The organism is Streptomyces sp. WM6372, assembly GCF_001279655.1.
Lineage (GTDB): Bacteria > Actinomycetota > Actinomycetes > Streptomycetales > Streptomycetaceae > Streptomyces.
The window spans coordinates 59,635-82,789 of the sequence record NZ_LGDB01000217.1 but is presented as its reverse complement, the minus strand read 5'-3'; the positions used below and the strand labels follow the sequence as shown (position 1 = coordinate 82,789).

The window sequence follows — 23,155 nt, the reverse complement described above, 5'->3', positions numbered from 1 at the left end:
CCGTAGTCCAAAGGATGCAGTCGCTTGCGCGGAGCACCGGCCCAGCACCGCACCGCGGCAGAGGAAGACTCCGCTTGGCGTGGCGGGCGTCGAGTTCGTCCTGTTCGATGCAGCGAACACCGGCCCCGTCCGCGAGCATCTGGGGCGGCAGCGGTTCCAGCGGGTCGGGCGAATTGGGCTCAGACCGGATCTGTAGCAGTGTTCACCAGGCTGCGATGTAGGCGTCGGCGTTGGCGAGGGCCGCTTGGGTGGCCCCTGCCGTGAGAGCCTGGCGGATCAGGGTCCAGGGGGCCTCGGGTTCCTGGACTGCGAGTTGCTGCAGGAGCTCCGCGGCGAGTGTGGTGGCCTGCCGGCGGATCATGGGTGGGATCTGAGAACGGAAGTACGCAAGGTCCTGGGCCAGCATGTGGGTGGCGAGCAGGGTTCCGTGGGTCAGGTTGTCCACGGTGATTTGCTCCAGGAGGCGGACGGGGAAGTCCTCCCGCCTTGCCATGCGGGCGATCAGTGTGGCGGCCACTGGAGGAGCGAGATCGAGTGTGCCCGCAAGGGCCCGGGCCGTCACCTTTGTGGCATCACCATGGGCGGATGCGGTCTCCATCAGGTACAGCAGGTCGGCTGCGCTGCGGGTGTTGAAGCGCAGGAACTGGAGCAGGACCCGGGCAGCGACAGTGCTGTCGGCGCGGGCAACGTGCAGGAACGACGCGGTGATCAGACGTTCCGGGGTGTCGTCACCGATCAGGCTCCAGTCCACGGCCACGGCGTTGAGGACGCGGGCGGTCTGCTGGTGGTCGCCCGCTGCCATGCACTGGAGGACCGCGGTGCGGTGCGGCAGTCCCATCAGCAGGTCGGTCGGCTCTTTCGCACCCTGGCTGTCCCGCGCGGCAGCGAGTAGGAACTCGGCGGCGACCGGCGCCGGCGACCGCGCCAGCAGCACCCCGGTGGCCCCGAATCCGATGGTCATCCCGCTCGCGGTGGTCGAGGCACGCAAGACAGCGAGTGTCTGGGAGCGGGGCACGGCGTGCAGGACGTCTGTGGCCAACACTGCGTCGTCCGCGCCGAGCCGATGAACGACGGCGGCGGCGAGGTCTGTGTGGCCCCGCAGGACAAGCGACCCAAGGACGGCCGCCAGCGTGCGCGGGTCCTCCGCGTCGCCCTGACGCAGGGCCAGGACCCCGCGGACAGCGTCGGAAATGCGTACGCCGTCATGCCCGAGGCCCATCCGACTGAGGAAGTTGGTCCGTGCACTGTCATCCTCCGGATCGGGCGTAGCCCGAATGAGGATGTCCGTGACAGCTCGGGCCACGTCACCGCGGCGAACCAGCAGTGCCAGGCGCTTGCCATCGAAGACCATCGGGTCCAGGTCCTCAACGCTCACCGCAGGTACGGCTGGCTCGGACGAGTCCACGTCCTCCGGCACATCGGGCGGCAGATGACGCCGCACAGCGGCGGCGACATCCTCCGCACAGCCTTCCAGGGCTTCCATCCAGGTATCGGCCACGTCCCGGCGCCCCTGTGCGGCTGCCTCCTGGATCACGGCGGCCGCCGCGCCCGGGCTGCGGCTCCCGATCTCCTTCAGTATCTCCCCCACGCCTGATGCGTCGACCAGGTCGGCATCGGCCAGGCGGTCCGCCACCAGTTCGTACCGGCCTTCCAGGACGAGTCCCAGCAGCGGAACCAGGAACCCAGGACCGGCCGAGGGCCCCGGATCCGGGGCGGCCAGCGCCGCGGCCGCGCTCGCGCCGGGCGCGGTCCTCTGCGACTTCTCCCAGAGCCCGCGGACCTCATCGCGCCAGCCGTGCCGGTCCTGACCGCCCGTCTTCTTGATGCAGTACGCCACGACCAGCTCAACCACATGCCAGTCAGGTCGCGCCTTGCGCAGCTGACGGTGCAGGTCCTGCTTCTCCATGCCCCCACCCTTGGCCGCCTCGGTCAGGGTGCCCCCGGACTTGTTGACGATCTGGTGGATCCGCGCGATGAGTTCGCTGACCTCTGGTGACCCGTATTTCAGCAGGGCCGGGTCCTCGACCAGCTTCGGCCCCGGCCGGCGCTTCGGAGTCAAAGTCATCGAATGTCCTCCTGCCCTCGAGCACCTCTGTGGCTCCGGACAATCCTCGCCGCTGCCGACCGCTCGCGTGATGACATTCGACAAAGTCACGAAAGTGCAGGTCAAAGCATTTTCCGGCTTGGCGGACATTTTTCGGCGCCGTAGAACTGGAAGCACCCACAAGGCCCGCCGGGAAGGCTCCTACACCTACGCCCCGGCGGGCCCCGGTCCTCACAAGAGAGGGAAACCATGCTCGACCGAAAGCCGCCCGCCGGCAACGGGCAGCAGCCCCACACGAACGGCCCGGCCCGCCTGAGCCGTTCCCAGGGAGGCGCCGCGTGAGCACGCACGACCTCCTGCTGCTCTTCCTCGCCCTCACGGTGCTCGTCGTGCTGTGCGCGGTCATCGGCGTCCTCGGCTACAGCACCGCCCGGTTGGGCGGCGCACCAGTGACTGCCGCCTTCGACCGGGGTGCGTTCGTCTTCTTCTGCGCGCTGACCCTCGGCCTCGCCCTGGTCGGCATCCTCCTGCCCGCCCTCACATAGGGGCACGAGGCACAGCGTGTTCCCTCGGAGGGTGCACACCCGAGGGGACACGTCTGACCCGTGCACTGCACCGTCCGAACCGGCCGGTTCTCAAGGTTGCGGCACGGCCCAGCCCGGTTCCCTGCGGCCAACTGTCGCACTGCCGCATGGTGCCGGACGAGAAGTCGTACAGCATGCAGCCGTCGTAGAAGTCGACGGCGACGAGATCCGCGTCGGCGACGACGATGTGGACGTCGAGGATCACGGCGAGGGCCTCGTGGACCTTCTCCAGGGGTAGTCGGCGGAAGCGCGCCATCGCGCTGTCGGGGTGGGCGCGGCCGCCGTGCCGACTGCGGGTCGGGTGGTACAGAACCTCTCCGTCGGCCCACGGGTAGACGAGAGCGAGCCCGTCGTCCGTGGTGAAGCCGTGCACGATGGGGATGAGCCGAGGATGGGCGGCGACCTGGTGCACGGCCAGCGCTTGGCGCAGCGAGGCTACGGTGTCGGCCGTGGCGGCGGTCTTCACGAAGAAGCGGCCGCTGCCGTCGATCTCGATGCCGTAGGAGACGCAGCCCGAGTCCTGATCGGCGAAGGTGCGGAAGACGGTCCCCTCGGAGCCCAGGGCCGCTTCGACGGAGGGAACGTGCTGGGCGGTCAGCAGCTGAGGCTTCGGCATTCCCGCGATACTGCCAGGCCGGACGGTACGTCACAGCAAATTTGACGGATAGTCAGCTCTTCCGGTCTGGCGATCTCCGCGCTAACGTCCCGCCTCCCCGAGGAAGGGACACAACCCCCATGAAACTCACGACCCGCGTCGCCACCGCCGCCGCCCTCACCCTGACCCTCGCAGGCCTGATCGCCCCCGCCGTGGCCGCGCCGGCCCCGGCGTCGGCCCCGGCCCCGGCGCCGCACACCCGGCAGTCGCAGCTCACCGCCACGGGCCAGCGGGTCCTCTCGATACCAGGCCTCGTCAACGCCCGCGATATCGGCGGGTACGCCACCTACGACGGCAAGAAGACCAAGTGGGCCACCGTCTACCGCACGGAGACCCTGTCCAAGCTGACCCCGTCAGGTACCGCCGCCGTCGGCTCCCTGAACCTCTCCAAGGTCATCGACCTGCGTACGGCGGCGGAGATCGGCGCGGACGGAACCGACAAGCTGCCCGCCGGGGTGGTCTCCGTGGCCCGGCCCGTGGACGACACCTCGCTGTTCGCCTTCATCGGCGGTGTGGTGCGCTCCGGTGACCCGGTCTACCAGCAGGCCCAGCTCGGCAACGGCAAGGCCGAGGAGCGGATGGTGGCCCTGTACGAGGGCTTCGTCACCAATTCCGCCAACCGGGCCCAGCTCGGCGCCGCCATCAAGGACATCGCCAACGCCACCGGGCCCGTCTCCTTCCACTGCTCGGCGGGCAAGGACCGCACCGGTGTGCTCGCCGACACGGTCCTGCGCGCGGTCGGCGTGCCGTCCTCGACTTCCGAACAGGACTACCTGCTGTCGAACTCGCTGCGGGCCGCGACGGACAAGGCGCTGCGCGACCAGGTGGGGGCTGCCGGGTACATGCAGAACCCCGACCTGCTGATCCCGTTGCAGGAGGTCCGCGGCGACTACCTTGCCGCGTTCCGGGACCAGGCCGTCGCGAACTACGGCAGCTTCGGGAAGTTCCTGACGGACGGGCTCGGGCTGGACGCCCCCACCCTGGCCCGCCTCCGCTCCCGGCTCGTCGCCTGAGCATCGGCTGCGGCCCTCACCCGGGTTCAGGGGTGTGGGCCGCAGTCGTGTTCAGGCGGTGGCGGCCACGGTCGCGGTGGCTGTGGCTGTGGCTGTGGCTGTGGCTGTGGCTGTGGCTGTGGCTGTGACGAGCATGCCTGGGACGCCTACCAGGCCGGCCACGCCTTCGGCCGCGCCAACCAGGACACCGCCCGGATACCCGCCGGTGACGCCGCCCGGAACCCCGACGGCGCCGCGTCCGGAGCCGTAGCCGCGGACCAGGAGAACGCCAGCCGGTGGTGCGGCAGCCATCTCCCCAAGGACCTCGGCGCCACCCACCGCGGCTGCCTCAGGGCCCTCGTGGGCGGGTGCATGGACGGCGTGCTCCCCGATCACCTCTCCCCCGAGGACCCATCGCTGTACTTCTGAAGGCCGGCAGGTGCCCGTCCGGGCCCGGAACGGGGACTGGGCGAGCGCCACGGACCGTCCGCCCAGTCGCGCGGAGTCGCCTCCACCCATGAACGCTCCGTCATCGACGAGCGGGGGCCGCTCTTCATCCGGCCTTCGGCCAGAAATCGATCACGTACCGCTCCACCCCGTACGCCGTGCCCTCATCCCGCGTCACACGCTCCACCTCCGCTCTACCCGCGCAGCGAACACGGACCCGCCACATTCCGCCGCGGCCAAGGCGGATGAGCTCCTCGGAGCGGCCGCTCCCCCACACCGCCACATCACCCGAAACCGACTCGTAGTCGATCTCCCCCTGTTCCTCCCACTCGCCGTCCTCGCGATCTGGCGGACCGTCCCACACGCGGGCCGTCACCGCGGCCGTGTGCGTGTGGCCGGCGCTGAACACGTCGAACCGGCGGACGTGCTCCTGGAGAAACACTCCCCAGCCGGAGCCGTCCGGGAACGGCACCGGCACGACACCGTCGTCCGACTCCTGGAACCCGAACGTCCGGTACTCCACCCGCGCATCCAGCTCCTGCCGCCCCAACAACGCAGCCACGCCTCGCCCCTCTCACAGAACCGCACAACCGTAGCCCCGACCCGCTTCACCTCGCCGAGGTCTTCGGGCTCGACGAGAAGACCGCCATGCGGTACGCGGCCTCGGCCCGGTCCGCTTCCCCGCGCCGGGCGACGGGTTGTCCCTGCAGATCGACCAGCCCCACGGCCCCTACGACATGGCTGAACGTGGGTGGGCCCGTGTCTTGAAGTGAGCTCGCGGGTGCCGGCGCGAGAATCGGCCGTCCACGTGGACTTCAGTGGCCTGACGCTCGGCAAAGACGCGGCGGAGGCCGCCCGCTGAGCCGGGCTCAGACATCCGCATGCCCGGCACGGACGGCATCGAGGCCACCCGCCGGCTCAACGCGGATCCGGAATTCGAAGACCCGGATCCTCGTCCTCACCACGTTCGACGACGACGCGTACGTCCAGGGAGGGCTCCGTGCCGGAGCGACCGGGTCCACCTCGTCATCCTCGCCTACGAGATCGGCCTGGTGGCGCCCCCGCGGTGACGTTCGCCGGCGGATGAAGGTCCCGCGCCGGACGGCGGATTCCGGAGGTCTGCGCGAAAGCCCTTGCACAATGGTCAAGAAACGTTGACCATTGCTCTCATGCCTACCGATGACGTCCCCGAGACGTTTCACGTCACCACCGACGAGCAACTGCGCGCCGTCTCCAACCTCACGCGCCACCGGATCATGGCCGTGCTCCGCTTCGAGCCGGCGACGATCACGCAGATCGCCGAGCGGGTGGGCCTCGCCAAGGGGAGTTCCAGCTACCACGTGCGGCTGCTGGAGCGGGCCGGCCTGGTGAAGGTGGTGCGGACGCGGAAGGTGCGGGGCGTCACCGAGCGGTACTACGCGATGGCCGCGCGGTCGATCGAGCTGCCGGATCCGGGCGAGGGAGGGCCGGATGTGCTGATGCGCCATGCGGTGGCGGACCTGGAGGCGTCGCCGGTGGATGGCGAGCGGCACGTACGGATGGCGCACCTGCGGCTCACCGAGGAGCAGTTCGCGCAGCTGGGGGCGCGGCTGCAGGCACTGGCGGACGAGTACCGGGAGCTGTCCGATCCGTCGCTGCCGGACGCGTCACTCGTCTTCGCGCTGTTCCACCCGGCACCGCGCGGGCAGGCCGAGGGGGGCTCCAAGTGACCTCGGACGACAGGAAGTTGCCGACCGGGTTCGGACGGCTGTGGACCGCGCAGACGGTGTCCTCGCTCGGTGACGGGGTGTCGCACGCCGCGCTGCCGCTGATCGCGTTGACGTTGACGCGGGATCCGATGGCGCTCGCCGTCGTCACGGCCGCCGGGACGCTGCCGTGGCTGCTCTTCGGGGTGCTCGGCGGTGCGCTGGTGGACCGCTGGGACCGCCGGCGCACGATGTGGGTCACGGACGCGGCGCGTGCGGTGCTGCTCGCGGCGCCGGCGGCAGCGGCCGCGCTCGACGTGCTGAGCATTCCGCTGCTCGCGGCGGTCGCCTTCCTGCTCGGCCTCGGCGGACTCTTCTTCGACACGGCCGCCACGGCCTATCTGCCGGATCTGCTCGGCCGCGACCCCGCGCTCCTGGAGCGGGCCAACTCTCGCTTGCGCGGAGCCCAGACCGCCATGTCCGGCTTCGCGGGGCCGCCTGCGGGCAGTGCGCTGCTCGCGCTCGGGCGGGCGGTTCCGCTGCTCGCCGACGCGGTGTCGTTCGCGCTCTCCGCACTGCTCGTACGCACGCTGCCCGCCATGCCCCGGCCCGTGCCGGAGGTCCGCGAGTCGCTGCTCCGACAGGCGCGGGCCGGGGCCTCGTACGTCTTCCGGGACCGGCTGCTGCTCGGGCTCGCGCTCCGCCCGGCGGTCGGGAACGTCGCCTTCCTCGCCGTGGAGACCGTCCTCGCCCTCTTCGCGCACGACCGCCTCGGCATCGACACCTACGGCTTCGGCCTGCTCCTCACGGCGGAGGCCACCGGCGGCCTGCTCGGTGCGGGCATCGCCTCCCACCTCAGCCGACGGCTCGGCACCGGCACCGCACTGACCTGCACGGCCGCCGTCGAAGGGCTCGCCATCCTGGGCCTGGCCGCTGCTCCGAACCCGTACGTGGCCGGGCTGGCGCTCGCCGTCTGCGGGGCCGGCATGGGCGCCACGATGGTGCTCGGGCCCTCCCTCCGGCAGACGATCGTCCCGGCCCACCTCATGGGCCGGGTCGCCTCCACCTCCCGCATGCTGGCCATGTGCGCCGCCCCCATCGGGGCCTTCCTCGGCGGCTGGCTGGCGACCACGTACGACATCCGCACCCCGCTCTACGCCGCCGCCGTCCTCCTTCTGGCGATGACGACCGTCACGGCATCCATGACCAGCAACCGCCGGGTCGAAGCGGCACTGCGCGCCGCCGCGCCGCTTCGACCCGGCGGTCCAGATCACCCGGCATCCAAGGAACCCGCCCAAGAGCGTGGAGGCCCGGGAAGTTGAGAACCATCTTTGGAGAATCAGTGCGCATTGAAGTGAGAGCAGAACACCAGATCGATTCGCAGGTGCACGAACGGATTCATGCACTTCTCGAAGAATCCTTCGCGGGATATCCCGAACGCAGCTATTTCAAGCAACTTCCGCAATTCAGGTACCTGGCCTGGGGGGATGGCAGGCTGCTCGGGCACATGGGCATCGAGCATCGGATGATAACGAACGGTGGCACCCCGCTCCGGATCTTCGGCATCATCGACCTTTGCGTCACCGCGTCGGCGCGCTCACAGGGCTGTGCGAGCCGGCTGCTCTCGGAGGTCGAGTCCGCTGCCAGATCTTCCGGCGCCGATGCGATCGTCCTCTTCGCGGACGATCCGCGCATCTACTTGGCGAACGGGTACGAGTGCGTTCAAAATGACGGGAGATGGCTCATGCTTCACGAGCATGAAACGTTTGGCATTGCCGAAAAACCCCTGGATGCGCTGATGGTCAAAATGCTTTCCGGGAAGCGTTGGGAATCAGGCGTCGTTGACATGTTGGGTTATCTGTTCTGAGGTGGCGAGACGGCCCGAAGGCAGGAGGCCTTCGGTGTCCGTCGGCGATCAGGCCGGCGAGCCGGGCGAGCACCTTGGCGCCCGGCCCGGCCGCGATCCCCCGTCCGATGACCCCGGCGAGGTCGCTGCCCTGCCCGGACGGGAACGTCGACGGGAACAGGTCCGCCGACGCCCCCGTGCGGATGACCGCCTCACTGGGGTTGATGCCGGCCGCTTTCACCCGTACGAGGACCTGCCCCTCCCCGTCGTACCTGACCGCCTTGGGCATGGTCTCTCTCCTTCGACTCGCCGGAGCTGACCGGGGTGTGGGCTACGCCTGCCGGAGTTCGAGCACGGGAATGATGCGGATTCCGGCGGTCTGGCGTGCGTACTCGGCAAAGCCGGGGTAGCGCCGCGCCTGCTCTGCGTAGACGCGGTCGTGCTCGTCGCCGGTCAGTTCGCGGACGGTCACCCGGTAGGTCTCGGTGCCGCGTTCGACCGTGCCCTCACCGGCGGCGATCAGGTTGCGGTACCAATCCGGGTCGGTGGGTGCTCCGCCCTTGCTCGCGAAGACGTAGACGGTGTCCGGCGCGGTGTCGTGCGGGAGGTACATCATCGGGCTGACGAACTCCTGCCCGCTCTTGCGGCCGCGGTGGTGGACGAGGACCAGCGGAGCGCCCTCGAAGATCCCGCCGACCCTGCCCTCGTTCGCTCGGAACTCCGCGATCACCTTCGCGTTCCGGTCGAGTGCTTCGCTCATGTCGAACTCCTGTCGTTCGCGATCCGGGTGATGCGCCGGGAAGAAGAGCCGTGGGGACAGAGCCGTGGGGACAGAGCCGGCTCTGCCTCGTGCTGCCGGGCGGCGGCCCACCGTGATCCCTTCCACCAGGCGGGCGGGGAGGCATCACCGGATCAACGATTCGCCGCAAACGGGTGAACAGAGCCCGGCGGTGACGCCGCGTCAGCCCAGTGCGCGGTCGAGGTTGAAGGCGGCGCTGATGAGCGAGAGGTGGGTGAAGGCCTGGGGGAAGTTGCCCAGCTGTTCTCCGGTCGGGCCGATCTCCTCCGCGAACAGGCCGAGGTGGTTGGCGTAGGTGAGCATCTTCTCGAAGGCGAGCCTGGCCTCCTCCAGCCGGCCCGCGCGGGCCAGCGCCTCCACGTACCAGAAGGAGCAGATCGAGAAGGTGCCCTCGGGGCCGTGCAGGCCGTCCGGGCTGGCCGTCGGGTCGTAGCGGTAGACCAGCGAGTCGGAGACCAGGTCCGTGGTGAGGGCGTCCAGGGTGGAGAGCCACTTGGGGTCGGTGGGCGAGATGAACTTGGCCATCGGCATCATCAGCAGCGAAGCGTCCAGCACGTGGTCGTCCAGCCCCTGGACGAACGCCCCGCGCTCGGCCGACCAGCCGCGCCGCATGATCTGCCGGTAGATCGCGTCGCGGGACTCCCGCCAGCGGGGCAGGTCCGCGGGCAGACCGCGGTGGTTCGCCATGCGCATCGCGCGCTCCAGCGCCACCCAGCACATCAGCCGCGAGTACACGAAGTTCCGCCGGCCCGCCCTGGTCTCCCACACCCCCTCGTCGGGCTGGTCCCAGTGCTCGCACAGCCAGTCCACCACGGCACCGACCTCGTCCCAGCGGTCGCTGCTGATCGGCTGCCCCCACTTGTCGTAGAGGTAGACCGAGTCGATCAGCGCACCGTAGATGTCCAGCTGGAGCTGGCCGGTGGCGGCGTTGCCCACCCGGACCGGTGCGGAGCCGAGGTATCCCTCCAGGTGCGGGAGCTCGTATTCGGGCAGCTCGACGCGCCCGTCGATGCCGTACATGATCTGCAGCGGACCGCTCTCCCCCGTGCTCCGCAGGATGCCCCGCTCGGAGAGGAAGCCCATGAACGCCTCGGCCTCCGAGGTGAACCCCAGGCGCAGCATGGCGTAGACGCAGAAGGCGGCGTCGCGGACCCAGACGTAGCGGTAGTCCCAGTTGCGCTCGCCGCCGATCTGCTCGGGCAGGCTGGTGGTCGGGGCGGCGACGATCGCGCCGGTCGGCGCGTACGTGAGCAGCTTCAGCAACAGCGCGGAGCGGTTCACCATCTCCCGCCACCGCCCGTGGTAGCGCGAACCGGCCAGCCAGTGGCGCCAGAACCGGACGGTCGCCTCGGCTTGCTCCTGCGCCTCGGCGCGCGGGCACGAGCGGGGCGGGACCTCGTCGCCGATCCGGTCGAGGGCGAACACGTTGGACTCGCCCTCAAGGAGCTTGAAGTGCGACCACACGTCCAGGCCGTCGGTTTCCAGGGGCGCGGTGGCGGTCAGCGCGAGCGTCAGTGACGGGGAGCGGAACACGGCCGTGTGGCCTTCGAGGTGCGTGGTGTGCGCCTCGGCGCCGTAGCCGAAGCGTGGGGCGATCCGTGCCTTGAAGGGGAGCGTGCCGCGGACGCAGATGACCCGCCGGATCAGCCGGTGCCGGGCCGCCTCGCGCGACTCGTCGACGACGGGCATGAAATCCTGGATCTCCGCCACCCCGTCCGCGGCGGAGAACCGTGTGATCAGCACGTTCGTGTCGGGGAAGTAGAACTGTCTGGTGCGGGTCGGGACCTCGGCGGCCAACTCGAACGACCCGCCCCGGTCGGCGTCGAGGATCGACCCGAAAACGCTGGGCGCGTCGAAGCGCGGGCAGCAGTACCAGTCGATGGTGCCGTTCGTGCCGACCAGGGCGGCCGTACGGAGATCGCCGATCAGGCCGTGCTGGGAGATCGGGACGTATCGGCAGCCGTCCTCCTGTTCGAACCCCGTCGTGTCGAACGCCATACCGGCCTCCCCTGGGGATGAAGGCTTCCTTTTCATGCTAAACCGGTGGTCGAGGCGGGGCAGGCGTCCGGCCGCCCCCGTCGCCCGGGTCCGCGAACGATCCGCTGTAGGCTGCCGCCCCGACCCTCGCCGAGGAGTGCACTCTCCGTGACTGATGACCTGGACGCGCCCGTCCCCGGGACGCTCCACCACGTCGAGATCTGGGTCCCCGACCTGGGCCGCGCGATCGCGGACTGGTCCTGGCTCCTCGAAGACCTCGGCTACGTCCTCCACCAGAGCTGGGAGCACGGCCGCAGCTGGAAGCTCGGGCCCACCTACCTCGTCTTCGAGCAGTCCCCCGCCCTCACCGCGGCCCGGCACGACCGGCGCGCGCCCGGTCTGAACCACCTCGCGTTCCACGTCGAAGACGCGGACCGGGTCGACCGCCTCACCGCGAAGGCCCGTGAGAGCGGCTGGAGCCTGATGTTCGAGGACCGTCACCCCCACGCCGGCGGCGACCACCAGCACGCCGCGTACCTCGAATCCCGCGACGGGTTCGAAATCGAACTCGTCGCCTCGGGCAGGGCGTAGTCCGGGCCGGAAGCTCAGGCGAGGGTGGTGAGGACGGTCGTGGCGACGTCGTGGGCCTGGGTGCGGATCTCGGGGATGGCGGTGGTTTCCAGGAGGGCGCCGCGGCGGAGGGAGCCCAGGGTCCAGAGGGGGGCCGCCGGCGAGTTCTCGGCACGGGGGTGGAGCCGACCGCAGGGGGCGACGCGGAAGCCGAGCCCGGTGGGGTCGGGGGCGGCCAGCCCTGAGGTGAGGAGGCCGGTGACGAGGGGGTCGTCGAGGCGACGGACGTCCTCCTGGGGCCCGGTGCAGTTGACGACGGCGCCGACGCGCAGGGTGCGGCCGTCGCGGAAGCGGACCGTGACGGAGTCCGCGACCGGCACCGCGTCGGCGACCTCCCCCGGGGTGACCCGGATCCGGCCCGCGTCCATCTCCTCCCGCAGGGCCCGGGCGCTGGCCGGTGGGACGCGGTGCCGGTGGACGTTCCACAGGCTCTGGTCCTGGCGCAGGAAACGGGCCCGGTCGGTGACGGGGAGCCGCTGCCAGATCTCGGCGGTGACCGGGCGCAGGCTGTCGATCCCGACGCGCCAGTCCCCGTACGTGCGGCGGCAGGCCGAGACGTGGCTCAGCAGGGCCCGGCGGACCTGGTGGAGGCCCGCGCCCGGGTCGAGGGTCAGCGGCGGGGCCGTGGGCAGCGCCGCCTCGGCGTGCGGCCGGGGCAGCAGGCCGTGCCGGGAGACCGCCCGTACGGTGCGGCCCGCGCGACTGAGGGTGAGGGCGACGTCGACCGTGGTCAGCCCGGTGCCTACGAGGAGGACGGTTCCTTCGCGCGGCAGGGCGGCGAGGGCGCCCGGCGCCCAGGGGTCGGACAGGTAGCGGGGGGAGTGGCGCAGGGCGGGCGGGACCCAGGTCTCGCCGGGGGGAAAGTTGCCCAGGGCGAGGACGGCCGCGTCCGCGCGCAGTGGCTCGCCTGATCCGAGGGTGAGGGTCACGCCGCCGCCGGTCCGGCGCACGCCCACGACCCGCTCGTGGATCCGGTGCAGCCGCCCCGGGCCGGGCTCGGCCGCCGCGTCGGCCAGTACCGAGGCGAGGTACTCCCCGTAGAGCGCCCGGGGTACGTGGTCGGCGCCGCTGTGGACGCCGGGTGCGCGGCGGTCCAGCCAGTCGGTGAAGTCCCCCGGCACGTCGGGGTACGCGCTCATCCGGGCGGCGGGGACGTTGAGCAGGTGGTGTACGGAACCGGTCGCGTAGGCCACGCCCCGGCCGGTGGTGGCGGCCGGGTCGATCAGCCGCACGTCCAGGGCGAGCCGGAGCGCGGCGGCCCGGCGGAGCAGTTGGGCGGCGGTCAGGGTGCCGGAGGCTCCTGCGCCGATCACGGCGACGCGGAGGGACGTCTCAGGCATCGGCTCGGTCACCTCGGAAGGGGGAGCGTTCCCCGCCGGCCATCGCGGCGGTGAGGGTGGTGCCATCGGCCGGGTCGATCAGCAGGAGCGAGCCGGTGCCGCGGTGGTCGGCGTACGCGTCGATCGCGAGGGGCTCGGCGGTGCGCAGCACCACGTGGCCGATGTCGTTGACGTTCAGCCCGTCGGGGGCGGGGCGCTGTTCGAGGGTGTTGACGTCGATCCGGTACGAGATCTCCTCGACCCGCGCGCGCACGGTGCGGGTGGTGTGCTTGAGGAGCACCTTGTCCCCGCTGCGCAGCGGGCGTTCGTGGAGGTGGCAGACGGTCGCGGCGACCTCCCTGACCGGCTCCGGCACGGGGCCCGCCGCGATCAGGTCGCCGCGCGAGACGTCGGTGTCCCCGGCGAGGCGGACGGTGACCGACTGGGGGGCCCAGGCGGTATCCGTCTCCCGGCCGAGCGCGTCGATACCGGCCACGGTGGTGGTGCGGCGTGACGGCAGTACGGTCACCCGGTCGCCCACGCGCAGCACGCCGGAGGCGATCCGGCCCGCGTAGCCCCGGTAGTCGGGGTGCTCGGCCGTCTGCGGCCGGATCACGTACTGGACCGGGAAGCGGACCGGCTCCCGGCTCGGGTCGCCGCCGACGGGCACCGTCTCCAGGTGCTCCAGCAGCGTCGGGCCGCCGTACCAGTCCGTGCGGGCGGAGGGTTCGACCACGTTGTCCCCGCAGAGCGCGGAGATCGGGATCGCGACCGCGTCCGCGTCCGTGACGCCGAGCGAAGCGGCGTAGGCGGTGAACTCCCCGGCGATCCGGGCGAAGACCTCTTCGTCGTAGTCGACGAGGTCCATCTTGTTCACGGCGAGGACGAGGTGGGGGACGCGGAGCAGGGCGGTGAGGGCGGTGTGCCGGCGGGTCTGCTCGACGACGCCGTTGCGGGCGTCGACGAGGACGACGGCGAGTTCGGCGGTGGAGGCGCCGGTGACCATGTTGCGGGTGTACTGCGCGTGTCCGGGGGTGTCGGCGAGGATGAAGCGGCGTCGTGGGGTGGCGAAGTAGCGGTGGGCGACGTCGATGGTGATGCCCTGTTCGCGTTCGGCGCGCAGGCCGTCGGTGAGGAGGGCGAGGTCGGGGGTGTCCCGGCCGCGCCGGGCGGACACGGCTTCGACGGCTTCGAGCTGGTCGGCGAGGACGGATTTGGAGTCGTGGAGGAGGCGTCCTACCAGGGTGGACTTGCCGTCGTCCACGGATCCGGCGGTGGCGAACCGCAGCAGTGAGGTGCGCGTCACGGCTAGAAATACCCTTCTCGCTTGCGGTCTTCCATCGCGGCCTCGGACATCTTGTCATCGGCCCGGGTGGCGCCCCGCTCGGTGAGCCGGGAGGCGGCGATCTCGGCGATGACGTCGGTGACGGTGGCCGCGTCGGAGTCGACGGCCCCGGTACAGGACATGTCGCCGACCGTGCGGTAGCGGATCAGGCGCCGCTCGACCGGCTCGGAAGCCTTGGGGCCGCCCCACTCGCCCGCGGTCAGCCACATGCCGCCGCGGGCGAAGACCTCACGCTCGTGGGCGTAGTAGATCCGGGGCAGTTCGATTTCCTCGCGGGCGATGTACTGCCAGACGTCCAGCTCGGTCCAGTCGGAGAGCGGGAAGACGCGCACGTGCTCGCCGGGGGCGTGGCGGCCGTTGTAGAGCTGCCACAGCTCGGGGCGCTGGCGGCGCGGGTCCCAGGCGCCGAACTCGTCGCGCGGGGAGAAGACGCGCTCCTTGGCGCGGGCCTTCTCCTCGTCGCGGCGGCCGCCGCCGAACACGGCGTCGAAGCGGCCGGTCTGGATGGCGTCCAGCAGCGGGACGGTCTGGAGCGGGTTGCGGGTGCCGTCGGGGCGTTCGCGCAGGCGGCCGTCGTCGATGAAGTCCTGGACGCGGGCGACGCGCAGGCGCAGGCGGTGCTCGGCCGCGACGCGGTCGCGGTAGGCGATCACCTCGGGGAAGTTGTGGCCGGTGTCGACGTGCAGCAGCGAGAACGGCACCGGCGCGGGCGCGAAGGCCTTCAGCGCCAGGTGCAGCATGACGATGGAGTCCTTGCCGCCGGAGAACAGGATCACCGGGCGCTCGAACTCGCCCGCCACCTCGCGGAAGATGTGCACCGACTCGGCTTCCAGGGCCTCCAGGTGGGCCAGTGCGTACGGGCGCTGCGCGCCGTGGCCGGGCCCGTCGGCGCGGACCGGGCTGTCGGTCGCGGTGCTCACGCGGGGCTCCTCTCGGTCGGGTCGGGTACGGTCGCGCACGCGCGGCGTGCGGCGGGCCGGGACGCGGCGGCTCGGCGTGCGGCGGGCCGGGACGCGGCGGGCGTCATGCTTGTGCGGCCGCTCGGTCGGCGAGCCGGGTGAGCCAGGTCGGCAGGTCGGTGTCGGCACGGCGGGCGGCCTGCTGCCAGGCCTCCCACCGGTCGTCCGGGAGGTCGAACCGGAGGCGGGTGACGACGGGGACGGAGTGGCCGCGCAGGCGGCGGCGGAGCTCGGAGCGGGGCCATCCGGCCGCGGTGGCGCGGTCGAGCCACCGCTCCTGCTCCTCCGGGGGAAAGGCGGCGACCTCCTGGTGGTGCTGGAAGGAGAGGTCGGCGCGGCGCCGGCCGGGCTCGAACTTGCGGGCCACCCAGGCGTAGTTGCGCAGCGTCTGATAGCCGAGCGCGGTGCCGGCGATGGCCTCGCGGTAGCGGCCCGGGTAGCTGGTGCTGCCGTGGATGAGCCAGTCACCGGCCCACCAGGCGGAGGGGTTGGCGGTGCTCTGGAGGCGGCCGCCGATGCGCAGCCAGGCCTCCAGCGGGAGATCGGCCGGCAGCCGCAGGGAGGTGGGCAGGGCCAGCGCCGCGCTCTGTGCTCCGGGCCGGCCGGGGTGGGACGGGCCGCCGGGGTGGGACGGGCCGCCGGTGGGTGCGGCTCGCCGCACCGGCGGCGTGGACGTGGGTACCGGCATGTGGCCTCCTCCTGGTGGGCCGTTCGCGGTACGCGGCGACCCTGCGGGAATCCTCGCCCGGTGCTGCCCGGCGGCACAGTCCCGAGTCGGCAGGGCCGGTCCGGCGGTCCCGGCGACGCGCGACTTGACGTCCGCTGGGGCGGGAGCCGGTCTCAGCCCGTCACGGTCAGCGCGTCGACCGCCCGGCGCACCGCCGGGCGCCCGCCGGAGCGGGCGGCGAGCAGCTCGGCCGCCTCGGCGAAGGCGAGCCGGACCGGTGGTTCGGGCTGTTCCAGGGCCCGGGCCAGCCGCGCGGTCGCCCGGCGTTCGATCGCGGCGACGGCGAGTTCCACGGCCTCGCCGTCGCCGACGACGGCGGGCGGGGTGAACTGGCGCCAGAACCGCACGGCGTGCTCCAGCGCGCTGGGCAGGTTGACACCGGCGAGGAAGGGTACGGCGAGTTCGTCGGCGAGCTGCCGTACGTACCGGCGCGGGCCCCGGCTGCCCGGGGTCACCCCGGAGAGGGAGAGCAGGGCGAGGGTGCGGACCCGGTCGTTGACCACGCCGCCCGGCAGCCCTCCGGCCGCCTCGCCCGAGGGCAGGAAGACCGGTGCGAGCATGGCGTGGTACGAGTCGGTCCGGGGCGCCGTCCAGGCGATCCTCTCGAAGGCGAACCCACAGTCGATGACCGTGAGTTCGCGTCCGGAGGCATCGTCGACCCGCCCGTACCAGTTGATCTCGCCGATCTCCAGGCCGCCGCTGTTGATGTCGGCGCGCCGGCCCGCGTACGGGCCGTAGGCGCACTCCTCGTCGGACAGTGCGACGGTGGTGTCCCGGGCGGTGACCCCGACCGCGGAGAGACAGTCGAGCCAGAGGTCCAGGTGGTGGGCGAGCCGCTCGATCAGGCCGGGCCCGCCGACCTCCAGCGAGGAGAGGTTGACGAACGACGACGAGACGGCTTCCTCCCGCCCGGCGACGGGCAGGTACCGCCACCGCACGCACGGCTGGGCCAGCACCATGGGCCCGCTCGGCGCGGGGGCGCCGTGGTGCACCACCGGGTCCAGGTACTGCAGCGCGGAGACCACCAGATCGGTGTCGCGTGCGGTACCGCGCAGACCGGGCATGGCGAAGGGGGTCAGATCCCGGTTCTCCAGGACGCGCCGGAGCCGGGTCCACTGTGCCGCCGGGCCCGGGTGCGGTGCTCCCGCCGGGGCGGTGGCGAGCGTGGAGCCCGGGCACCAGGCGCTGCCGCAGACCGGGCTGCCCTTGCCGTAGTAGGAGCGCCCGCAGGACGGGCAGCCGGTGAGCCGCCAGCCGTTCGGCAACAGGTAGCCGGCCAGGGCCCGGTGGAAGGCGGTGTCCGTCGTGTTCGTCGTCATGGCGCTACCGGACGGCCGGGCGCTGCTGGCTGACCGGACGGACGGCGATCACGTCGGTGCCCAGGTAGGGCACGAGCAGCTCCGGTACGCGCACGGAGCCGTCCTCCTGCTGGTAGTTCTCCATGATGGCGATGATCAGGCGGTCGCAGAAGCCGGTCGCCGAGATGGTGTGCGGGAAGCCCTTCTCGCCGCCCACCTTGTAGCGGATCCGGCCGCGCCGGCTCTGGAAGTCGCCCATGTTCGTGTTGGACGTGGTCTCCCGGTAGCGCTCCTGGAAGGGCAGCCAGGCCTCGGTGTCGTACTTCATGCGGCCGGGCGCGCCCAGGTCCTTCGAACCGGTCAGGACCACCTGGTAGGGGACGCCGAGCTCGCGCATCAGCCATTCCTCGTTGTCCAGGCAGAGCTGGTGGTACTTCTCGCTCTCGTCGGGGTGGCAGTAGATCAGCTGCTCCAGCTTGTGGAACTGGTGGACCCGCAGGATGCCCGCGGTGTCGCGGCCGTAACTGCCCGCCTCGGTGCGGAAGCACATCGAGTCGCCGAGGTACATGAGGGGCAGTTCGGTGAGGGTCTCGCCGATGTGCATGCCGAGCAGGGACTGCTCGCTGGTGCCGATCAGGGACAGGTCCGCGTCGTTGACGACGAAGTTGTCCTTGTCCTGGAAGGGCAGGTAGCCGGAGGCGAAGAGCGTCTCGCGGCGGGCCAGGTAGGGCGGGGAGACCAGGTCGAAGCCCTGGGCGCGGGCGCGCTTGACGAAGAGGTCGGTGAGCGCGTACCGGATCTGGACGGCCTCGTTCATCAGGAGGTAGAAGCGGGAGCCCGCGACGTTGACGCCGCGGGGGATGTCGATGGTCGCGGTGAGGCGGCCGATCTCCTCGTGCGAACGGGGGGCGAAGTCGAACTTCGTGGGCTCGCCGACGGTGCGGACGACGACGTTCTTCTCCTCGCCGCCGACCGGGACGCGCGGGTCGAGCATGTTGGGCAGCCAGGAGACGAGCTCCTGGAGCCGGCTCGCCACACCCTCCAGCTCCCGCTCCAGGCGGCCGCGTTCGGCCTTGAGCTCGTTCGCCTTGCGGCGGTGCTCGTCCTGGTCCTCGGCGTTCTTCCACTCCCGGCCGAGGACGGCCACCTGGTGCCGGGTGTCCTCCAGCCGTGCGAGTATCTCCCGGCGCTCACGGTCGAGGGCGGTGATCCGCTCGATGTCGACGTCGTATCCCCGGCGCGCGCAGTTCTCGGCGACCTCGTCCGGATTCTGCAGAATGAATTTGAGATCGATCACGGTTCACCCTTTGACGATGTTCTGTGGTGTTGTGGTCGCCGTGGCGAGAAAGTGCCGGTAGGCGGTGACTTCTGCCTCGGCCACGACGCCCCACGAACAGTATCGTGCGGCGAACTCCCTGGCTGAGGCCTGTTCCTGGTGCAGCGTCACTTCGTCGAGCAGCTCGCCGGCCGCCGCGGCGAGCGCCGCGGTGTCGCCGTACGGAAGGGCTCGGACGGCGGTCGTGTCCCCGTAGACGGCGCGGGCGAAAGGCACGTCGTAGCAGACGGCCGGCAGCCCGCAGGCGAGTGCTTCCAGGAGGCAGAGCGAGAAGGTGTCGGCGGATCTGGAGGGGTAGCAGAAGACCTTGGCCGAGCTGAGCGCCCGGTACTTCGCCGGTCCGGTCAGCCAGCCCGTCAGGTCGACGGCGCCGCGCAGCCCGTACCGTTCGACGGCTTGGTGGAAGCGCCGCTCGACCCGCGGCTGCTCGAAGGAGCCGATCACCAGCATCCGCGCGCCGGGACGGTCGGCGCGCAGCCGCCGCAGGGCCGCCAGCGCGTCGAAGAGCCCCTTGCCCTCGGTGAGTTTGGCCATGAAGGCGAGGTCGTAGACCCGCTCGGGGGCCCGGGCCGCGTCGATGGCGGGCAGGTCGATGGCATAGCCGGGGACGGCACGGACGCTCGGTGCGGTGGGGAAGTAGCCGTCGAGGTAGTACTCGACCGTCTCGTTGATCACCACGCGCGGCAGCGTGCGCATCAGCGGGACCTGGTGGGCGTGGGTGAGCAGGTAGCGCAGCGCGTGGCCGCGGCGCTCGGTGAGGACGCGGCGCACGAGGTCCCGGGTGAAGGAGCGGGAGGGCCGGGGAAGCGCGTCCAGGAACGGCACCGAGTGCGGCATGACCAGGAAGGGCGTGCCGAGCCGGGCCAGTACCGGGGGCAGGGCGTGCATGAGGTCCCAGATCTCCCGGTAGAGCACCACCAGGTCGGGCTGTTCCCGGCGGACGGCGGCCTCGATCGTGGCGACCAGCTCGGGCAGCTCCCGCACCCGCCAGCCGTCGAGTTCGAACGGGGCCGGGTGGACGGTGACGCCCGCGGCGGCGAACGTCCGGGCGCAGAACGGGTCGGGCTCCCCCAGCACCACCAGGGAGACCTCGGCGCGGTGGCTGAGCTCGGGCAGTACGTGGGCCAGCCGGGTGACGGGGCCGCGCCCGGTCTCCACCCGGGCATCGCTGATCAGCAGCACTTTCACGGCGCCGCTCCTTCCAGGTCGCCGGCCCGGGTCGCGTCGGCCAGCCGGTCGGCGGCGCGCGCGGCCAGGGCCATGATGGTCAGGGCCGGGTTCTGCCATCCGGCGGTGGGGAAGCAGGCGCCGTCCGCGACGAGCACGTTCGGCACCCGCCAGAGCCGGTTGCCGGCGTCGACCACGGAGTGTGCGGGGTGGGTGCCCATGGCGGCGCCGCCGAGCTCGTGGACCGACGAACCGGGGGGCAGCGGCTGGTCGGTGACCTCCAGGACGGTGAATCCGGCGGCCTGGGCCATCGCGGTCATCTCGGTGGCCTGGTCGAGGGCCATCGCCCGTTCGCAGGGGCCGTACACGAGCCGGATCCGGGCCTGCGGCACGCCCCAGGCGTCGGTCCGGTCGGCGAGGGTGATCCGGTTGTCGGGGTGCGGCAGCACTTCGCCGCTGGCCCACATCCGGAACGGGGTGCCTCCGGCCGACGCCCAGGCGGCGCTGCCGGTGTTCATCGGCAGCACCTCGGGGGCGAAGACGTTGATGCCGTAGCCGCCGGGGAACGGCCGGGTGGCGTCGCCGAAGTCGGGGATGTGGCAGACGGGGACGAAGCCGGGTCCGGGCAGCGGGCGGGGCGGGCCGTCCAGGCCGGGGACGAGGCCGCTGACGGAGACCCCGGCCGTGTGGTCGAGCAGGTGGCGGCCGAGCTGGTCGGTGTGGTTGCCGAGGCCGTCGGGGTGGTGGCGGGTACGGGTGTTGAGCAGGATCCGGACCGATTCGACGGCGGAGGCGCAGAGCAGTACGGCCGCCGCCCGCTGCCGGTGGGTGCGCCCGGTGCGGCGGTCGACGAAGACCACGCCCTCGGCGCGGCGGCCGCGGTCGTCCAGCTCCAGGTGGCTGACCACGGCGTCGGGGCGCAGCCGGGCCCGTCCGGTGGCGAGGGCCGCCGACAGCACCGATCCGGCCTCGGTGACGGCGGTGCGGCTGGTGATGACCTGCCGCTCCGGCCAGCGGGCGGCGACCGCTTCCGCGAGCCGCTGCTCGCCGCGGGTGAGCGGGCGGCGGTGCGTGGCGGCGGGCGGCGGGGCCGCGGGAGAGGGCTCGCCGCCGCCGGTCACCCGGAGGAAGTCCTCGACCCGGGCGTAGTACGGGGCGAGGTCGCGGTGGCCGACCGGCCAGGCGCGGTGCCCGGGGCCGTCGGTGGCCGTCCCGGCGAACTCCCGGTCGGACATCCGCAGGCTCACTCCGGCCCAGAGCAGCATCCGCCCGCCGGCCTGGCGGCCGCGGAACCAGTGGAACGGCTCGTCGGGGGCTGTCTGGTACGGGTTGTCCAGGTCGTCGACGAAGAGGTGGCTGTTGGCCTGTTCGTACGCCGAGCAGCGGGACTGCACGGGCTGGCGTCCGCCGGTGTGGGCGGCCCGGTCGACCCGGTGGTCGCCGGCCAGCAGCGGTCCGGCTTCCAGCACCAGTACCCGCAGCCCGCGTTCGGTGAGGGTCTTGGCGGCCCAGCCGCCGGCCGCGCCGGAGCCGACCACGATCACGTCGTACGTCATCGCGCGACGGCCTCCGCCCGGACCGGGCCGAGCATCCGGCGTCCGTCGGCGACGAGCCGGAGCAGCTGGTCGTCGGTCAGCACCAGCGGTTCGAGGTAGGGCGCCTCGGGCAGGGCGTGGCCGTCGGCGGACGTCCGCGGGCCGGTCAGGCAGCGGGCCACCGAGCCGAGCAGGCCGTGGCCGACGACCAGCCGGGGGCCGGGCAGGGCGAGGCAGTCGAGCAGCCCGTCCAGCATCCGCTCGACGCTGTCGCGCCAGGACTCGTCGCCGCCCGGGGGGACGGCGCCGCGCCCCGCGTCGCGCAGCCAGTCGCCGTAGGCGAGCCACGGGCCGCCTTCGAAGGCGCCGTAGCCGATCTCGTTCAGCCGGTGGTCGGCGTCGAGCGGCACCGACCGCCCGGCCAGCAGTGCCTCGGCGGTCTGGCGGGTGCGGGTGAAACCGCTGGTGCGGCAGGAGACCACGCCGGCCAGCCAGCGGGGCCGGAACGCCCGGCTGGCGGCCAGCCCCGCGGCGTCGAGCGGCACGTCCACCCGTAGCGAGCCGTTGACCAGGTGGCGGGCGCTGTACGAGGTCTGCGCGTGCCGGATCAGGTAGGTGGTGTCCGGGTTCACCGGTAACTCCCTTCGGTGGTCGGCGTGAGGTGGTACTCGGGGACGGGTCCGTCGGTGAGGCCGAGGAGGCGGGCGACGGCGGCGGCGCAGCGCGGGGCGGCCCGGCCGTCGCCGTACGGGCCGACCGCGGTGGCCATCGCCTCGTGGAGCAGCCGGTCGGTCCAGAGCAGGTCGATCTCGGCGCGCACCCGGTCCGGGTCGGTGCCGACCAGCCGGGCGCCGCCCGCGGCCACGCCCTCGTGGCGCTCCGTCACGTCCCGCAGCACCAGGAGCGGTTTGCCGAGACCGGTGCACTCCTCCTGGACGCCGCCGGAGTCGGTGACGACGAGGTGGGCGCGCCGGATCAGCCGCAGGAAGGTCGGGTAGGGCTGCGGCGGCACGGTCAGTACGTTGGGGCGGTCGCGCAGGACGGGCAGCAGCATCGCCCGGACCGCGGGGTTGGCGTGCAGGCAGGCGACGACCAGCATGTCCGGGTGCCGGTCGGCGGTCTCGGCCACCGCCCGCGCGATGTGCCGCAGCGGGTCGCCCCAGGACTCGCGGCGGTGGACGGTCAGCAGCAGCACCCGGCGCGGGTCGTCGTCCAGGACGGCGAGCCGCGGGTCGTGCCAGCCGTCCGCCCGCGCGAGGGTGTGGCGCATCGCGTCGATGACCGTGTTGCCGGTGACCACGACGGTCGCCGGGTCGACGCCCTCGGCGAGGAGGTTCTGCCGGGTGTGCGGGGTCGGCGCCAGGTGGAGGTTGGCGGCGAGTGCGGTGACCCGGCGGTTGAACTCCTCCGGGTACGGGGCCCAGCGGTTGCCGGAGCGCAGTCCGGCCTCCACGTGGACCAGCGGCACCCTGCGGTAGAAGGCGGCCAGGCTCGCCCCGAGGGTCGTGGTGGTGTCGCCGTGCGCGACCACCGCGTCCGGGGCGATCCGCTCGAAGGCCCGGTCCAGTCCGCCGAGCACGGCGCCGGTCAGTTCGGCGAGGCTGTGGCTGACCCGCTTCACGCCCAGGTCGAGGTCCGGCCGGATGCCGAAGCCGGGCAGGACCTGGTCGAGCAGTTCCCGGTGCTGTCCGGTCGAGATGACGACCGGCCGGAACCGGGGGTCTTCGCGGAACTCCCGGATGAGCGGGGCCAGTTTGATCGCCTCGGGTCTGGTCCCGAGGACGACGGCGACGCGCTGTTGCACTCTTGC

At 72.1% G+C, this 23,155-nt stretch carries 21 protein-coding genes and 2 pseudogenes; 7 read left to right on the top strand and 16 right to left on the bottom strand.

The window, feature by feature from the left end; genetic code table 11:
* Positions 1 to 202 precede the first annotated feature (202 nt).
* A complete protein-coding gene (locus tag ADK52_RS30810; protein WP_053693140.1) occupies positions 203 to 2,065 on the bottom strand; it encodes a hypothetical protein in 1,863 nt (620 codons plus the stop codon).
* Between the two features lie 317 nt (positions 2,066 to 2,382).
* Between ADK52_RS30810 and ADK52_RS30805 the strand changes: the two genes are divergently transcribed.
* The gene (locus ADK52_RS30805; RefSeq protein ID WP_053693139.1) at positions 2,383 to 2,589 is read left to right on the top strand and encodes a hypothetical protein; all 207 of its coding nucleotides are present in this window, start codon (positions 2,383 to 2,385) and stop codon (positions 2,587 to 2,589) included.
* Here ADK52_RS30805 and ADK52_RS30800 read toward each other — a convergent pair.
* Positions 2,582 to 3,244 (bottom strand): hypothetical protein, encoded by a 663-nt coding sequence (locus ADK52_RS30800; protein WP_053693138.1) that lies wholly within the window; start codon positions 3,242 to 3,244, stop codon positions 2,582 to 2,584. The genes ADK52_RS30805 and ADK52_RS30800 overlap by 8 nt on opposite strands.
* A gap of 119 nt (positions 3,245 to 3,363) precedes the next feature.
* Here ADK52_RS30800 and ADK52_RS30795 point away from each other — a divergent pair, with 119 nt between their 5' ends.
* Positions 3,364 to 4,296, top strand: a complete 933-nt coding sequence (locus ADK52_RS30795) for a tyrosine-protein phosphatase (protein ID WP_053693137.1) — start codon at positions 3,364 to 3,366, stop codon at positions 4,294 to 4,296.
* A gap of 532 nt (positions 4,297 to 4,828) precedes the next feature.
* On the opposite strand, the gene ADK52_RS30790 is transcribed toward ADK52_RS30795, so the two are convergent.
* A complete protein-coding gene (locus ADK52_RS30790) occupies positions 4,829 to 5,284 on the bottom strand; it encodes a hypothetical protein (protein WP_053693136.1) in 456 nt (151 codons plus the stop codon).
* Between the two features lie 310 nt (positions 5,285 to 5,594).
* On the opposite strand from ADK52_RS30790, the pseudogene ADK52_RS44065 reads away from it, so the two are divergent.
* The 4 genes and pseudogenes from ADK52_RS44065 to ADK52_RS30775 form a co-directional block, all read left to right on the top strand.
* Positions 5,595 to 5,739 (top strand): annotated as a pseudogene (locus ADK52_RS44065) (response regulator); the annotation flags it as partial.
* Positions 5,740 to 5,891: 152 nt separating this feature from the next.
* The gene (locus ADK52_RS30785) at positions 5,892 to 6,431 is read left to right on the top strand and encodes an ArsR/SmtB family transcription factor (RefSeq protein WP_053693135.1); all 540 of its coding nucleotides are present in this window, start codon (positions 5,892 to 5,894) and stop codon (positions 6,429 to 6,431) included.
* Positions 6,428 to 7,729: an MFS transporter gene (locus ADK52_RS30780; protein ID WP_078988729.1), complete on the top strand. Its 1,302-nt coding sequence runs from the start codon at positions 6,428 to 6,430 to the stop codon at positions 7,727 to 7,729. Before ADK52_RS30785 ends, ADK52_RS30780 begins: the two co-directional genes overlap by 4 nt.
* Positions 7,730 to 7,749: 20 nt before the next feature.
* Entirely contained in the window at positions 7,750 to 8,274 is a 525-nt protein-coding gene (locus ADK52_RS30775; RefSeq protein ID WP_053693134.1) for a GNAT family N-acetyltransferase, read from the top strand.
* 106 nt (positions 8,275 to 8,380) lie between these two features.
* Here the strand turns inward: ADK52_RS30775 and ADK52_RS44060 are convergent.
* The 3 genes and pseudogenes from ADK52_RS44060 to ADK52_RS30765 form a co-directional block, all read right to left on the bottom strand.
* Positions 8,381 to 8,542 (bottom strand): annotated as a pseudogene (locus ADK52_RS44060) (alcohol dehydrogenase catalytic domain-containing protein); the annotation flags it as partial.
* A 42-nt stretch (positions 8,543 to 8,584) separates the two neighbouring features.
* Entirely contained in the window at positions 8,585 to 9,013 is a 429-nt protein-coding gene (locus tag ADK52_RS30770; RefSeq protein ID WP_053693133.1) for a nitroreductase family deazaflavin-dependent oxidoreductase, read from the bottom strand.
* Between the two features lie 201 nt (positions 9,014 to 9,214).
* The gene (locus tag ADK52_RS30765; protein WP_053693132.1) at positions 9,215 to 11,050 is read right to left on the bottom strand and encodes a glycoside hydrolase family 15 protein; all 1,836 of its coding nucleotides are present in this window, start codon (positions 11,048 to 11,050) and stop codon (positions 9,215 to 9,217) included.
* A gap of 147 nt (positions 11,051 to 11,197) precedes the next feature.
* On the opposite strand from ADK52_RS30765, the gene ADK52_RS30760 reads away from it, so the two are divergent.
* Positions 11,198 to 11,620, top strand: coding sequence for a VOC family protein (locus tag ADK52_RS30760; protein WP_234344323.1), 423 nt, complete (start codon positions 11,198 to 11,200; stop codon positions 11,618 to 11,620).
* Between the two features lie 14 nt (positions 11,621 to 11,634).
* Here ADK52_RS30760 and ADK52_RS30755 read toward each other — a convergent pair whose 3' ends face one another.
* The 10 genes from ADK52_RS30755 to wecB form a co-directional block, all read right to left on the bottom strand.
* A complete protein-coding gene (locus ADK52_RS30755) occupies positions 11,635 to 12,999 on the bottom strand; it encodes an FAD/NAD(P)-binding protein (protein ID WP_053693152.1) in 1,365 nt (454 codons plus the stop codon).
* On the bottom strand, positions 12,992 to 14,284 hold the full coding sequence (locus ADK52_RS30750; RefSeq protein ID WP_053693131.1) for a sulfate adenylyltransferase subunit 1: 1,293 nt from the start codon (positions 14,282 to 14,284) through the stop codon (positions 12,992 to 12,994). The genes ADK52_RS30755 and ADK52_RS30750 overlap by 8 nt, the downstream gene beginning before the upstream one ends.
* Positions 14,285 to 14,286: 2 nt before the next feature.
* Positions 14,287 to 15,243 carry a sulfate adenylyltransferase subunit CysD gene (gene cysD, locus ADK52_RS30745; protein ID WP_053693130.1) on the bottom strand — a complete coding sequence of 319 codons (957 nt, stop codon included), beginning with the start codon at positions 15,241 to 15,243 and terminating at the stop codon, positions 14,287 to 14,289.
* A gap of 103 nt (positions 15,244 to 15,346) precedes the next feature.
* On the bottom strand, positions 15,347 to 15,970 hold the full coding sequence (locus ADK52_RS30740; RefSeq protein ID WP_182508914.1) for an LmbU family transcriptional regulator: 624 nt from the start codon (positions 15,968 to 15,970) through the stop codon (positions 15,347 to 15,349).
* A gap of 152 nt (positions 15,971 to 16,122) precedes the next feature.
* Positions 16,123 to 17,328, bottom strand: coding sequence for a hypothetical protein (locus ADK52_RS30735; protein WP_053693129.1), 1,206 nt, complete (start codon positions 17,326 to 17,328; stop codon positions 16,123 to 16,125).
* Between the two features lie 4 nt (positions 17,329 to 17,332).
* Entirely contained in the window at positions 17,333 to 18,604 is a 1,272-nt protein-coding gene (serS, locus tag ADK52_RS30730; RefSeq protein WP_053693128.1) for a serine--tRNA ligase, read from the bottom strand.
* Between the two features lie 3 nt (positions 18,605 to 18,607).
* On the bottom strand, positions 18,608 to 19,831 hold the full coding sequence (locus ADK52_RS30725) for a glycosyltransferase (protein ID WP_159046070.1): 1,224 nt from the start codon (positions 19,829 to 19,831) through the stop codon (positions 18,608 to 18,610).
* Positions 19,828 to 21,366, bottom strand: coding sequence for a GMC oxidoreductase (locus ADK52_RS30720; RefSeq protein ID WP_053693126.1), 1,539 nt, complete (start codon positions 21,364 to 21,366; stop codon positions 19,828 to 19,830). The genes ADK52_RS30725 and ADK52_RS30720 overlap by 4 nt, the downstream gene beginning before the upstream one ends.
* Positions 21,363 to 21,977, bottom strand: coding sequence for a histidine phosphatase family protein (locus ADK52_RS30715; protein ID WP_053693125.1), 615 nt, complete (start codon positions 21,975 to 21,977; stop codon positions 21,363 to 21,365). The genes ADK52_RS30720 and ADK52_RS30715 overlap by 4 nt, the downstream gene beginning before the upstream one ends.
* The gene (wecB, locus tag ADK52_RS30710; RefSeq protein ID WP_053693124.1) at positions 21,974 to 23,149 is read right to left on the bottom strand and encodes a non-hydrolyzing UDP-N-acetylglucosamine 2-epimerase; all 1,176 of its coding nucleotides are present in this window, start codon (positions 23,147 to 23,149) and stop codon (positions 21,974 to 21,976) included. The genes ADK52_RS30715 and wecB overlap by 4 nt, the downstream gene beginning before the upstream one ends.
* Between the last annotated feature and the right edge of the window lie 6 nt (positions 23,150 to 23,155).

Excerpts from the sequence above, each read along its gene's own strand:
- ADK52_RS30785 (WP_053693135.1), top strand. The coding sequence starts at position 5,892 with ATGCCTACCGATGACGTCCCCGAGACGTTTCACGTCACCACCGACGAG.
- ADK52_RS30795 (WP_053693137.1), top strand. The coding sequence starts at position 3,364 with ATGAAACTCACGACCCGCGTCGCCACCGCCGCCGCCCTCACCCTGACC.
- ADK52_RS30800 (WP_053693138.1), bottom strand. The coding sequence starts at position 3,244 with ATGCCGAAGCCTCAGCTGCTGACCGCCCAGCACGTTCCCTCCGTCGAA.
- ADK52_RS30735 (WP_053693129.1), bottom strand. The coding sequence starts at position 17,328 with ATGACGACGAACACGACGGACACCGCCTTCCACCGGGCCCTGGCCGGC.
- ADK52_RS30755 (WP_053693152.1), bottom strand. The coding sequence starts at position 12,999 with ATGCCTGAGACGTCCCTCCGCGTCGCCGTGATCGGCGCAGGAGCCTCC.
- ADK52_RS30810 (WP_053693140.1), bottom strand. The coding sequence starts at position 2,065 with ATGACTTTGACTCCGAAGCGCCGGCCGGGGCCGAAGCTGGTCGAGGAC.
- ADK52_RS30770 (WP_053693133.1), bottom strand. The coding sequence starts at position 9,013 with ATGAGCGAAGCACTCGACCGGAACGCGAAGGTGATCGCGGAGTTCCGA.
- ADK52_RS30720 (WP_053693126.1), bottom strand. The coding sequence starts at position 21,366 with ATGACGTACGACGTGATCGTGGTCGGCTCCGGCGCGGCCGGCGGCTGG.
- ADK52_RS30740 (WP_182508914.1), bottom strand. The coding sequence starts at position 15,970 with ATGCCGGTACCCACGTCCACGCCGCCGGTGCGGCGAGCCGCACCCACC.
- ADK52_RS30765 (WP_053693132.1), bottom strand. The coding sequence starts at position 11,050 with ATGGCGTTCGACACGACGGGGTTCGAACAGGAGGACGGCTGCCGATAC.